The organism is Amorphus sp. MBR-141 (assembly GCF_053628695.1).
The window spans coordinates 1-12,416 of record NZ_JBRJGW010000047.1 but is presented as its reverse complement, the minus strand read 5'-3'; the positions used below and the strand labels follow the sequence as shown (position 1 = coordinate 12,416).

Sequence of the window (12,416 nt, the reverse complement as noted above, 5' to 3'; positions counted from 1 at the left end):
CTGCCCGCGCCGCACGGCGCTCAATTCAAACGCTACGACCGGGGCTGTGCCCTCTACCTCAACCGCAGGCGCCCTCCCGCGCAGCGGGTTCGTTCTCCGGCCAGATGTTGACCTTCTTCTCCACAGTAGGGCCAGAACAGTTATCCCGATTGGCACGGGGCGGACGCTCCCCGAGATCCCGCGATTAGGTCATCTTGCAATTGGTGTAGGGCACGCACGTGCAGCGCGCACAGATCTAGGTATTTAAGGTCTTCGGAAGTATCTCTTCGACATGGCCTGGCAGTCGGTGGCGATCTTTCTCCTTCCTGCGTTCGCGACGTGGTTTGGTCGACATGGTGTGTAGATCACGTCAGTTTCCGGGTTTACAGCGCGGCTGGTCTGGGGTCGGTCCGGCGTCGGCTTGTCACCTGCGAGGGATGACGGCATGAGAGGGGACCGTCTCCGTGAAGGCGTAGGGACGGATGCCGAGAGAGAGATGGCGGGCGAACGGATCAAGGCTTCAGCGACCCAAGCGTCCAAAGGCGTCGAGGCGGCAGACGGGAAGAACCGCGCCGGCTCCACCGCGCGCCCTAAGAAACGGGTGCGGCGGCGCAACGCTGCAGAGACACGCCAGCGCATCCTCGAGGCCGCGCTGGTGGAGTTCGGCGCCAGGGGCCTTGACGCGGCGCGCATCGAAGACATCGCCGCCCAGGCCGAAACCAACCGGCGCATGGCCTATTACTATTTCGGCAGCAAGGAAGGCCTCTACCTCGCCGCGCTCGAGACCAGCTACCTGCAGCTCGTCGAGGTGGAGGAGGCGATCGACGTGGAGGCGATGGGGCCGATGGAGGCCATCGAGGCGCTCGTCGCGGCCAAGTTCGAGCACTACGTCCGCTACCCGCACTACATCGAGTTCGTGAAGATGGAGAACCTCTATCAGGGCCGTCACCTGAAGAGGTCGACCCGGATCGCGGAGATGCGGGCGCCCCTCATCTCGATCATCCAGCGCGTCCTGCGCCGGGGTGAGGCCACCGGCGTCATGCGCCGGGGCGTCGACCCGCTGGAGCTCTACCTGTCGATTTGCGCGCTCGGCTTCTTCATCTTCTCCAACCGGCACACGCTGGGCGTCATCTTCGGGGTGGACGTGACGGAAGCCTCGGCGCTGGTGCGCCGGCGGAAGCTGATCGTCGACATGATCCGCGCCTACCTGACCAACGACGCAGCCGACGACGACCGCTAGCCGGGCACGCCCCGTTTGCCGGCTTGACACATCGGCCGGGCCCGCGATTAACTCACGCAGGAGTTAATAAGAAAAATAACTTCAGGGCGGAAACGATGAAGGTGCTGATTACCGGTGGCATGGGCGTGATCGGCGCCGAGGCCACCCGGAAGTTCGTGCGCGAGGGGCACAGGCCGGTGGTGTTCGCGCGCCACCGGGAGGACCGGCTGGTCGGCGACATCGTCGACGACATCGACTTCGAGGCCGGCGACATCCTCGACATGCCGCGCCTGCTCGGCGTCATCAAGCAGCATGGCGTCACCCACATCGTCCATGCGGCGGCCTTCGTCGGCGCCATGTCGGCGGCGAACCCGGCGCTCGGCATCCAGGTGAACGTGCTCGGCACCGTCAACGTGCTGGAAGCCGCCCGGCTCTTCGACATCCATCGCGTCGTCTACACCAGCGCCAAGGGCATCTACGGTCCGTTCGTCGGCGCGTACGGTCCGCCGACGTACAGGCAGGTCCCGGAGGACATGCCGAAGGACCCGCAGCGCATCTACGACAGCGCCAAGCTGATGGCGGAGCGGACGGTGCTCTACTACGCCGACACCTTCGGCATCGACGTCTCCATCCTGCGGTTTTCGACGACCTACGGCCCCGGCAAGACGACGCGCCACGGCAAGATGGGTGTGACCAGCCAGATCGTCGAAGCGCCGTTCAACGGGGTGCCGTTCAGGCTGCCGCACGGCGGCGATGCCCGGGACGACTTCATCTACAACAAGGATTCCGCCCTCGGCATCTACCTGGCGACGGTGGCGGAGGCGGTGCCGAGCCGCGTCTACAACATCGGCAGCGGCGAGCCGGCCAGCCTGAACGACATCGCCGCGGCGGTGCGGCGGCGGATCCCCGGCGCCGACATCGAGATCGGGCCCGGCGACAACTTCCTTGGCATGCCGTACCAGCCGCACGGAATCTACGACATGACGCGGGCCAGCGAGGAGCTGGGCTTCCGGCGCGAATACGACATCGAGCGCGCCGTCGCGGACTATGTCGACAGCCTCGCGCGCATGCGCGCCCAGGGACTCTGACGGCCGTTCATTTCAGGAGGAGGGGCCGTCATGCGTGACCGCCTTGAGCTGCATCGCCTCTCGATCGCCGAACGCGATCGCCGCTGGGCCGCGACCCGCGCGCAGATGGAGGCGCGGGGCCTCGACTGCCTCGTGCTGTGGGGCTGGCCCGCGGTCTGGGACTTCTGCACCGCCAACGCGCGCTACCTGTCGCCGATCGGCGGCAACGCGGAGTTCAACGTCCTGGTCTTTCCGCTGGACGGCGAGCCGACGAGCTTTGTCATGATGCCGACCTTCGTCGACGGCTGGCTGGCCGCCCAGGACTGGGTGACCGACGTGCGGCCGCGCAGCGGGCCATGGGCGGATTCGGTCGTCGGCAGGCTGGAGGAACTCGGCCTGGCGACGGGCCGCATCGGCATGGACGGGCTCGCCGGTCCGCTCGACCCGGACGGCTGGGTGCCGCACAGCGTCTACACGCGGCTTTTGGAGCTGGCTCCCGCCGCCGAGTTCGTCAACCTCGACGACATGATGGAGATGCTGCGCACCATCAAGAGCGACGAGGAACTGGAGGTGATGGACCGGGCCGCCAGGCTTGGCGACATGATGCTGGCGACGTGCCGCGACGTGGCGCGGCCGGGGGTGCGCGAGGCCGAAGTCTACGGCGCGATGATGGAGACGATGCTCGCCAACGGCGGCGAGGAGCCGACGCTGTTCCTCTGGGCCTGCGACGCGCTTCCCTATCCCCATCCCTTCCGCGTGCCGACGATGCGGAAGATGGAGGCCGGCGACGTCATCATCTGCGAGATCCATCCGAAGACCGCCGGCTATTACACCCACGTGGAGCGGACCTTCTCGCTCGGCGAAGCGCGGCCGGAGCAGCATCGCATCTACGAAGGATGCCTTGCGGCCTACGAGGCGGGGATGCAGGGGTTTCAGCCCGGCCAGCCGATCTCGGTCGCCATGGATCACGTCCGCGACGTGATCGAGGGGCTCGGGCTCGGCATCTGCGAGGCGGGCATCCACGGCCACGGGCTGGCGTCGCTGGAATATCCCCGCTACCGCCACCACGCCATCAAGGCCGACCAGGCGGCGCTGAGGAAGCTCGGCGACGCGTTCCAGCCGGGGATGGTCTTCGCCTTCAACATCGACCTGGTCGACCCGTCGTTCCACGACGGCAAGACGGGCACGGTGTTCGCCGAGACGGTGCTCGTCACCGAGACCGGTCCGCGGCGCATGCATGCGTTCCCCACCGACTTCCAGACCATCGATCTGTGAGGCAGCAGCGCCATGAGCGAGCCGAAACCCGACTATCCGCCGATCCGCCGCATCGTCACCGGCCACGACGACCGGCACGTCGCCCGGGTGATGATCGACGGCAGCGCGACCAACGCCAAGCATCCCTCGCCGGGCACGGTCTCGACGCTGATCTGGTCGACCCACGGTTCGCCGGCGGAGAACTCGGTCGGATCCGGGTTCGAGGACCTGGGCGCGCGCGTCCTGGGCACCGCGCCGCCCGCGAACGGGACGCGGTTCGCGATCATCGATTTCCCGCCCGGCAACACGGCGCACATGCACCGGACCGAGACCATCGACTACGTGATCGTGCTCGAAGGCGAGATCGAGATGGACATGGACGAGGAGACGGTGACGATGCGCGCCGGCGACGTGATGGTGCAGCGGGGCACCAACCACGCCTGGGCCAACCGCAGCGACCGACGGGCGCGGGTCGCCTTCGTACTGATCGACGCGGAGGACCTGGGCATCGGCGAGCCGGTCGCCGGCACGGCGAACGCCCGATGAGCGGGATCGCGCATGCTTGAGTTCCGCGACATCAGCTTCTCGTTCCCGAGCCGCCGGGAGATCGTCGAGGTTCTGCACGAGGTGACCTTCTCGTGCGGGGCGGACGAAATCGTCGCCGTGATCGGGCCGAGCGGTTGCGGCAAGTCGACCCTGCTGAGCCTCGCCACCGGGCTGCGCAAGCCAGACGCGGGCGAGGTGAGCGTCGACGGCAAACGCGTCAAGGTGGGCGACCCGCGCATCGGCATGCTGTTCCAGCAGTCGACGCTGCTTCCGTGGCGCTCGGTGGTGGAGAACGTCGAGCTCGGCCTCGAGGTTCGCGGCGAACCCAGGGCGTCGCGCCGCGAGCGGGCGGTCGCGCTGATGGGGCAGTTCGGGCTGGCGGGGTTCGAGCGGAAGTACCCGCACGCGCTCTCCGGCGGCATGCAGAAGCGTGCCTCGCTCGCGCAGACGCTGGCGGTCGGCCCCTCGGTGCTGCTGCTCGACGAGCCGTTCGCCGCGCTGGACGCGCAGACGCGGGTGATCATCCAGAACGACGTGGTGAAGATCTGCCGCGCCGGGGGGCGGTCGATGGTCATCGTCACCCACGACATCGCCGAGGCGCTCGCCATGGCGGACCGGGTGGTGGTGCTGACCCGGCGGCCGGCGACGGTGAAGGAAATCTACGAGGTGCCGTTCAGCCGGGCCGCGAAGAGCGTCGCCGATGCCCCGGCGATGCCGGGCTTCTCGGAGTTCTACAGCCGGATCTGGAACGCGCTGGACATCAGCGTGACGGGCATGGGAGCAAGCGCATGAGCCCCGAGGCGTGGCATCGCGTGGCCGTCGCGACCGGGCGCATCCTGGTGCTGGTGGTCATCCTGGGCGGGGCCGAGATCGGCATCCGCTCGGGCGTGCTGAGCGAACTCTTCTTCTCCAGCCCGACGCAGATCTTCGCGGCGCTGAAGATGCAGCTCGCCAACGGCACCTTCCTGACGGACCTCGGCATCACCGTCTACGAAACGCTGCTCGGCCTCGTCGCGGGCTCGCTGGCGGGGCTCGCCGTTGGGCTGACCCTGTCGCAGAGCCGGCTGCTGTCGAACGTGTTCGAGCCGTTCCTGATGGTGCTGAACGGCATCCCGGTGATCGTCATCGCGCCGCTGTTCATCCTGTGGCTCGGCCTCGGCCTGATGTCGAAGATCGGCATCAGCGTCTACATCGTCTTCTTCGCGATGTTCATCCCGGTCTACGCCTCCGCCCTGCGGCTCGACCCGACCTTCGTCAACGCGCTCCGGGTGATGGGTGCCACGCGCACCCAGGTGTTCTGGAAGGTCGTGGTGCCGACGGCGATGCCGAGCGTCTACACCGGCCTGAAGATCGGCTCCGGCCTGGCGCTCATCGGCGCGGTCATCGGCGAGTTCGTCGCCTCGCGCGCTGGCCTCGGGCACATGATCCTCTATGCGTCCGGCACCCTCGACACGCCCGCGCTCTACCTGGGCATCGTCACCATCGCCGTCTTCGCCGCGTGCCTCAGCCTGGCGATCGACGCGCTGGGAAAGCTGCTCGTCCCTTACAAGTATTCCGACGAGAAATAACGATGAGCGCCGCGGAAAAGCGGCCCATCCAAGCAACGGGAGGACTGAACATGCGTGGTTTTCTGAAACTTGCCGTCTCCGCATTCGCGATCACCGCCGCGGCGACCTCGCTTGCTGCGGCCGAACCGGTGAAGATCGCGCTGCCGGTGGCATCGCTGGAGTCGCTGCCGATCTACGTCGCGCAGGAGAAGGGCTACTTCGACAAGCACGGGGTGGAGGTCGACATCATCACCAGCCGCGGTGGCGGCGAGGCGATGAAGGCCTATCTGGCCGGCGAGGTGGACATCGTCGGCACCGGCTTCCCGGAAGTCGGCCTGATGCGCGGCCGCGGCGTCGACGTGGAGCTGTTCTTCGCACAGACGTCGCGCGTGCCCTTCGCGCTTCTCGCCCGCAAGGACGTGGGGATCACCTCGGTGGAGCAGCTGAAGGGCAAGGTGGTGGCGGTCACCAGCCCGGGCTCGCTGACCGCCAACCTCACCCGCTACTTCGTCAAGCAGGCGGGCCTCGATCCGGCGAAGGACATCGATCTGGTCGCGGTCGGCGGCGGCGGCGAGATCCTCGGCGCGCTGAAGAGCAAGCGGGCCGACGCGGCGATGCTGTTCGAGCCGTTCGTGACGATCGCCCAGCAGGAAGGCATCGCCGACATCCTGGTCGACGTGCCGGCGAAGCTCGACGCCTTCTCGTCCTCGCCGCTGTCGACGGGCAGCAAGTTCCTGGAGGGCCGGCCGGACGACGCGAAGGGCGTGGTCGCGGCGCTGACCGACGCGCTGAACTTCATCCACAGTGACAAGGCCGGCGCGCTGGAGATCGCCCGGCAGAAGTTCGCCAACGCCGACCCGAAGGTCCTCGACGCGGCGTTCGCGCGGCTGGAGACCTACTACTCCAAGGATGGCAAGTTCCCGAAGGAGCACGTCCAGAACACCCAGGACATCTCCGTGGAACTGGGGATCATGCCGAAGGAGTTCCCCTACGACGAGGTCGTCGCGCCGATGTCGCGCGAGGGCGCGAACTAGGCCCGGGCGCTACTGCGCTCCAGCGCATGTCGTCATCACGAGATCACGGGCGAGAGGCGGCCGCTCCTCGCCCAATCTGTCGAGGATCGGAATTCCACATGGCTGTTCAGTCTGAGTCCGCGGGCGTCGACGCGGTCATCGCGGACCTGGTGGTCGCCAATCACATCCTGCACGCGCGCGGCATCGTAGACGGCTTCGGCCACGTCAGCGCCCGCCATCCGGACCGGCCCGACCGGTTCCTGCTGTCGCGCAACCGCGCGCCGGCGCTGGTGGAGGCCGGCGACATCCTCGAATACGACATGGACGGGGAGCCCACCGATCCCGACCATCCGCCGGTCTACCTGGAACGCTTCATCCACGCCGCGATCTTCCGGGCGCGGCCGACCGTCGGCGCCGTGGTCCACAGCCATGCCCGCTCCGTCATTCCCTTCGCCACCGCCAAAGGCGCGAGCCTGCAGCCGCTGTCGCACATGGCGAGCTTCCTGGGGGAGGGGTGCCCCTGCTACGAGATCCGCGACAGCGTCGGGCCGGCCTCGGACCTGCTCATCCGCGACAATCGCCTGGGCGACGACCTCGCCGGGGTGATGGGCGGCGCGCCCGTGGTCCTGATGCGTGGGCACGGCTACACCGCCGTCGGCGAGACCGTCCGCCAGGCGGTGTTCCGCGCCGTCTACACCGAGTGGAACGCCGGCATCCAGATGGACACCATGAAGCTCGGCGAGCCGATCTTCATGACGCCGGAGGAGGCAACCGCCTCGGCCGCCGCCAACAACAACCAGATCACCCGGGCCTGGGACTACTGGGCGTGGGAGACTGGACTGGAGTAGCTTTCGGCCAATTCCGGCCGTCCGGTTATGGGTGCCTGTGTTGCGGACTGCCTCTCTGAATCGCTGCGGTTCCGCCCTTGTCCTTGTGACACCCTGACCAGTCCGGAGCCTTAGATCCCGGCCTGTTCCTGCTGCCCTTTCTGCCTCGACCTACGGTGAGGCCGTCGATCGCAATACTCCCGCCTACCTCTGCGAGATCACTCCGCAGACGCGTCCGATGATGCGGATGTCGGCGAGGGGGACGACGTCTGTTTCGAGGGTGGGGTTGTCGGAGATGATGCGGACCTCGACGGGGTTGGACCGGGGAACGCGCTGCAGTCGTTTGATCTGGGGCGGGCTGTCGTCGAAGCTGATGACGTAGACGGTGTCCTGCATCAGAGCGTCCTGGCCGAGGTCGACGAGGACACGGTCGCCGGGATTGTAGGTGGGGGCCATGGAATCGCCGACGACCGGCATGACGAGAGTCTGGTTCGGGGCGACGTGGATCTCGTTGCGCAGATAGGGGTCCGGGAACAGCCATTCGGCCACGACCTTGTGGCCGGAGTAGCTCTCCTCGCCGATGGCAAGCGAGAGCATCTCGCCGACGATGCCTTCTCCGGCGCCGGCACGCACATCGATCTCGGGCCGGGCGCCGCGCACCTTCGGCCGGTAGTGCTCGACGCTGTAGGCCGTGGCGTCCTGGATCTCCTCGGCCAGGCCGTCGGCATCGACGGGCACATAGGTGAGCTCGCGCATGTCGCTGTCTGAGAGAAGGGTGCGCTCGTCGATCCGCAGGAACTGAGCGACGGCGCGGCGGTCGCGCTCCTTGAGTTCCCCTGGCGTTCCCCTGGTGAGGAACTGCTGGATGTAGGCGTGGTTGCGACCGAGCGCCTTTGAGAGGGCGGCCATGTCGGTGCCGCGCTGCTCGAGAGCTTCGACGATTGCGCGCCGTGCGGGGTGGTTATCGAAGAGCTTGACGGTTCCCATAGGAAATGTCCTACGCGAAATAGGCGTTGCGTCAAGATAGGATTTACACTAGCGAGAGGATAGGAATAGGAATCACCCTGAGAATCGGATCGCACAATGACACCGCTGGAGGAGTTCCGGGAGGAGATCGAGGCCGCCATCGAGGCGCTGGAGAGCTCTGCCTCAACGTTCGGACGGACGGTGGCGGGGGATCCGGGGTTCGTGTTTGGCCTGCGCAGGGGACGCGAGCCGCGGCTGAGTACGATGGAGCGGGTTCGGCGACGGACCGCCGCTCTGCTTGAGGCTAAGGCGGCCGAGCCGAGCGGCGTCCGGGAGGCGCGCGGCGCGAATCGCGCGGCCGGGGGCCAACGCGATCAGGTGCCGAGCAAGAGCGGACCGACCGATCTGGAGCAGCAAGCGGGAAGGGGATCCGACCGCATCACTGCCACGCAAAGCGACACACAGACGCAGCCATCCGGAGCCGGGAGGTCCCGCGCCGCATGATGGATGCTCTTGTGGATGCAGGCGTGCCGGGAGCTACGCCGTCCCCTGTGTTCCTCCCACGTAGGTTGATCGTGCTGACAGCCTCAAAGGCGTGCCTTCCCGAGGTGGAGGGCTGGCGGGTCGTGCCGGTGACCTCGGTGCAAGACCTTCTGGTTGGGCTCGACGGGGTGCCCGACGATACGCCCTGGACGGAGTGGGGGCAGGCGCCGCTCGGGCGGCCTCTGCTGCGCCGGCATCTGCAGGCCCGCGGCGGTCCGCGGGTGAGGCTGGTGTCCCATCCGCGCGATGCCGGCGTCTGCACCATCGACGACGAAGTCGGTCCGTCGCCTGACGCTCCTCCTGCGAGGTCCCTGCAATGAGGCGGGTGGATCGCGTTGCTCTGCCCCGCTCCGCCATCGAGGAGGACCTGGTCGGCTTTCTGCGGCAGCCGCTGCCCGCAGACACCCGCCTGGTCCATGGCCTCGTCATCGACGGATACCGGGCGGACGTGGTGGCGGTCCTGGAGGACCGGCTGCTGGCGTTCCTGATTCGCGACAGACGAGAAAGCCTGAACGGGCTGGGCGACGCGGTGCGGGCCATCGCGGAGGTGGCGAGCGCAATCACCATCGTGGCGCACCGGCGTCACTTCGAGGAGACACCGTGCGGTGGAGGCCGGGTGCGGTTGGCCTGGCTGCGCGACCACCGTCCGGCGCGGGTCTGGGGCTGGCCAGTGGAGCCCCACCTGGTGGCAGACGGTTGCAGTCATCTGTGGACGGCAGACCCATCCTGGAGCGCGCCGGTGTCGCCGCGACAGTCGCCCTGGCGGATGCTGGAGCTCCTGGAGAGGGACGAGCTCAAGGCGATCGCCGGGGCGCTCGACCTCGCCGGTCGGCCTTCGGCGACCAAGCCCGAGCTGATGGCGCGGATCGCCTGGCGGGTGCCGGCCGTCAGCATATGGCGCTCGGTCTGTGGGGCGCTCAGGCGCCGAGCCTTCCCCGATGCCGACCCGCCGGTCGGGGACGGATCATCATGAGCCGGCGGCGCGCAAAGCGGGCGGAGGTGGCGACCGTCGAGGACATCGGCGCGATGATCCGCGGGGCGGGGCATGGTCCGCCGGCGAGCGACGGGCCGTACGACGTCGATGCGTTCAACGAAGAGTATGCGGTCGTTCTGGTCGGCTCGCGCTGCATGATCCTGCGCGAGTTCGCGGACGGGGCACCACACGAGCGGTTGCAGCTCCTTTCAACCGAAGCCTTTGGGGCCTGGAACGCCAACCGCGTCGAGTATGCCCGAAACGGCAAGGGCGAATGGAAGGCCGTGCCAAAGGCCTCCATGTGGCTGCGCGACCTCCATCGCCGGCAATATTCCGGCATCGTATTCGAGCCGGACCCGGAAGGACCCGACGCCGCCGCGCCGCCCGGCACCTACAATCTGTGGCGCGGCTTCGAGGTAGAGCGCGACAGGGATGGTGGCGACTGCTCCGCCTTCCTGGACCATCTCCTCGAACGGGTCTGTCGGGGTTCCGAAGAGCTCTTCCACTACCTGACCGCCTGGTTCGCCCACATGGTGCAGCGGCCGCGCGAGCGGATCGGAACGGCCCTCGTCATCCGAGGCGGGCAGGGGACCGGCAAGACGCTGATCGGCCAGACGGTCGGCTCGCTGTTTGCCCCGCACTACTTCCTCGCCGACGATCCCCGCTATCTCCTCGGCCAGTTCAACGCGCACATGAAGGGCTGCCTCCTGCTGCAGGCGGATGAGGGCTTCTGGGCCGGCGACAAGCATGCGGAGGGGCGGCTCAAGGGCCTCGTCACCTCCGACATTCAGTTCATCGAGCACAAGGGCGTCGATCCGATCCAGATCAGGAACTACGTGCGCCTGCTGGTCACCTCCAACGAGGACTGGGTGGTGCCGGCCGGCAAGGACGAGCGGCGCTTCGCCGTGTTCGACATCCAGGACAAGGCGAAGGGCGACGCCTCCTACTTCTCCGCGCTTTTTGCCGAGGCGTTGCGGCCGCAGAACAAGGGCGCGCTGCTCGACTATCTCCTGGAGTTCGATCTCTCCAAGGTGGACCTGCGCGACATCCCAAAGACGACGGGGCTGTTGGAACAGAAGGTGCGCTCGCTCGACCCGGTGGAGAGCTGGTGGCTGGAACGGCTGAGAGAGGGCGCCCAGCTGCCGGGCACGGACGAGTGGATGGTCTGGGTCCCGACCTATCGTCTGTATGCCGCCTACATCTCCTTCGCAGAACGGATCGGCATCAGGCGCCGGGCGTCCGAGACGGAGTTCGGCATCAAGCTCAACAAGCTGTCACCGGGGATCGTACGCAAGAAGCGGGTCTCGATCGACGAAGACGGCAAGCAGCTCCGGCCCTGGGGCTACGAGTTCCCGCCGCTCGGCACGGCGCGGACGTGGCTGGAGGCGAGCCTCGGGCAGGCGATCGACTGGGAGGAGCCACCGTAGAAATACCCCGGTGTCCCACGTCGATGTGGGGCGGCGAGTGAAAGGTGGGCCGCAAAAGGTCGAGGCACATCAATCGGGTGCCCCACCTGTCCCACGTGCCCCACCGTCTCGCGCGCCCGTACGCGCGTGAGGGGCCGACCGGCGCCCACTCCACGGTTCCCATGGTTCTTCTTTCAAGTGGGGCAGGTGGGACAAGCGGGGCAATGGTCTGAAACGAAAGAGAAATCCGCGCCCCACCACCCATCAGCCTGGTGGGGCACCTGGGACACCGACCACAAGGAGCCTCGAATGGGCAGACGAAAGCGGAAAGTGACACTCCCCGTGGTGACCATGGCCGGGCGCAACGTCGTCGACGATACCGTCGAGGGCGGCTACGGCAGCGGCGGCGTGGAGCGCTGCCGGCGCCGTGTTGCCGGCATCGACACCATGCGGCGAAAGAGCCAGATCACCGAACGCCAGTACGACGCGGCCGAGCGGCTGCGGCTCGCGGCAGTGACCATGGGGCTGCGCTCCCTCGACTATGCCCGCGACCGGGTCGACGAGACCCGGGGCGACGGGATCGTGCTGGCGATGACCTACGCTGCCAGAGACCTCGCGGACGCCCGGACCTTCCTCGGAGTGGAGCTGTTCGGCCTCGTCGCCCGCTTTGCGGTGGACGGCTGCAGCATCGAGGAGCTCGCCATAGAGCGCTACGGCACCCACCGCAACGGACGTCCGCCCACAGCGGGCCGCCAACAACTCGCCAGGCTCCTCCTCACCGCCCTCGAGGCCCTTGCCGATCTCTGGTGGCCGAAGCGTCCCACAGGCATCCACAGCAGCATGGAGGACGGTGCGAGGCCGACAATGGGGGGCGTCGGAGAGGGGAATGGATGACAATGCGGCTCAAACGCGAGGGAAGCGATGGGGAAATGCGCGAACAGGTATCCGAGGGATGCCGGTGCTGGTGAGGCGGTGTACCGGCTAGAGCGTTTCATGTTTTGACGGAAGCGTATCCAGCGTTGGTGAGATAGTTCTGGCATTCGTCGGGTTCGATGGTCTGGACGAGCTGCCCGAGG

General features: G+C 67.4%; 14 protein-coding genes. 13 read left to right on the top strand and 1 reads right to left on the bottom strand.

What is annotated here, in order from left to right; translation table 11 throughout:
• Positions 1 to 475: 475 nt before the first annotated feature.
• The 8 genes from ACSSVZ_RS27045 (at position 476) to ACSSVZ_RS27010 (ending at position 7,473) form a co-directional block, all read left to right on the top strand.
• On the top strand, positions 476 to 1,219 hold the full coding sequence (locus tag ACSSVZ_RS27045) for a TetR family transcriptional regulator (RefSeq protein WP_453973974.1): 744 nt from the start codon (positions 476 to 478) through the stop codon (positions 1,217 to 1,219).
• A 95-nt stretch (positions 1,220 to 1,314) separates the two neighbouring features.
• On the top strand, positions 1,315 to 2,286 hold the full coding sequence (locus ACSSVZ_RS27040; protein ID WP_453973973.1) for an NAD-dependent epimerase/dehydratase family protein: 972 nt from the start codon (positions 1,315 to 1,317) through the stop codon (positions 2,284 to 2,286).
• Positions 2,287 to 2,316: 30 nt separating this feature from the next.
• Positions 2,317 to 3,540, top strand: coding sequence for a M24 family metallopeptidase (locus ACSSVZ_RS27035; RefSeq protein ID WP_453973972.1), 1,224 nt, complete (start codon positions 2,317 to 2,319; stop codon positions 3,538 to 3,540).
• Positions 3,541 to 3,552: 12 nt separating this feature from the next.
• Positions 3,553 to 4,065 (top strand): cupin domain-containing protein, encoded by a 513-nt coding sequence (locus ACSSVZ_RS27030; RefSeq protein ID WP_453973971.1) that lies wholly within the window; start codon positions 3,553 to 3,555, stop codon positions 4,063 to 4,065.
• A gap of 12 nt (positions 4,066 to 4,077) precedes the next feature.
• Positions 4,078 to 4,857, top strand: coding sequence for an ABC transporter ATP-binding protein (locus ACSSVZ_RS27025; RefSeq protein ID WP_453973970.1), 780 nt, complete (start codon positions 4,078 to 4,080; stop codon positions 4,855 to 4,857).
• The gene (locus tag ACSSVZ_RS27020; RefSeq protein WP_453973969.1) at positions 4,854 to 5,633 is read left to right on the top strand and encodes an ABC transporter permease; all 780 of its coding nucleotides are present in this window, start codon (positions 4,854 to 4,856) and stop codon (positions 5,631 to 5,633) included. The genes ACSSVZ_RS27025 and ACSSVZ_RS27020 overlap by 4 nt, the downstream gene beginning before the upstream one ends.
• 50 nt (positions 5,634 to 5,683) lie before the next feature.
• Positions 5,684 to 6,646 (top strand): ABC transporter substrate-binding protein, encoded by a 963-nt coding sequence (locus tag ACSSVZ_RS27015; protein ID WP_453973968.1) that lies wholly within the window; start codon positions 5,684 to 5,686, stop codon positions 6,644 to 6,646.
• A gap of 98 nt (positions 6,647 to 6,744) precedes the next feature.
• The gene (locus ACSSVZ_RS27010; protein WP_453973967.1) at positions 6,745 to 7,473 is read left to right on the top strand and encodes a class II aldolase/adducin family protein; all 729 of its coding nucleotides are present in this window, start codon (positions 6,745 to 6,747) and stop codon (positions 7,471 to 7,473) included.
• Between the two features lie 183 nt (positions 7,474 to 7,656).
• Here ACSSVZ_RS27010 and ACSSVZ_RS27005 read toward each other — a convergent pair whose 3' ends face one another.
• Positions 7,657 to 8,439 (bottom strand): LexA family transcriptional regulator, encoded by a 783-nt coding sequence (locus tag ACSSVZ_RS27005; RefSeq protein ID WP_453973966.1) that lies wholly within the window; start codon positions 8,437 to 8,439, stop codon positions 7,657 to 7,659.
• 96 nt (positions 8,440 to 8,535) lie between these two features.
• Between ACSSVZ_RS27005 and ACSSVZ_RS27000 the strand changes: the two genes are divergently transcribed.
• The 5 genes from ACSSVZ_RS27000 to ACSSVZ_RS26980 all read left to right on the top strand — a co-directional run bounded on the left by ACSSVZ_RS27000 (position 8,536) and on the right by ACSSVZ_RS26980 (position 12,234).
• Complete coding sequence (locus tag ACSSVZ_RS27000) at positions 8,536 to 8,922, top strand: hypothetical protein (protein ID WP_453973965.1); 387 nt, start codon at positions 8,536 to 8,538, stop codon at positions 8,920 to 8,922.
• Between the two features lie 71 nt (positions 8,923 to 8,993).
• The gene (locus ACSSVZ_RS26995; RefSeq protein ID WP_453973964.1) at positions 8,994 to 9,281 is read left to right on the top strand and encodes a hypothetical protein; all 288 of its coding nucleotides are present in this window, start codon (positions 8,994 to 8,996) and stop codon (positions 9,279 to 9,281) included.
• Positions 9,282 to 9,286: 5 nt separating this feature from the next.
• Positions 9,287 to 9,934, top strand: a complete 648-nt coding sequence (locus ACSSVZ_RS26990; protein ID WP_453973963.1) for a hypothetical protein — start codon at positions 9,287 to 9,289, stop codon at positions 9,932 to 9,934.
• The gene (locus tag ACSSVZ_RS26985) at positions 9,931 to 11,361 is read left to right on the top strand and encodes a DUF5906 domain-containing protein (protein WP_453973962.1); all 1,431 of its coding nucleotides are present in this window, start codon (positions 9,931 to 9,933) and stop codon (positions 11,359 to 11,361) included. Before ACSSVZ_RS26990 ends, ACSSVZ_RS26985 begins: the two co-directional genes overlap by 4 nt.
• 309 nt (positions 11,362 to 11,670) lie before the next feature.
• A complete protein-coding gene (locus tag ACSSVZ_RS26980; protein ID WP_453973961.1) occupies positions 11,671 to 12,234 on the top strand; it encodes a hypothetical protein in 564 nt (187 codons plus the stop codon).
• Positions 12,235 to 12,416 lie beyond the last annotated feature (182 nt).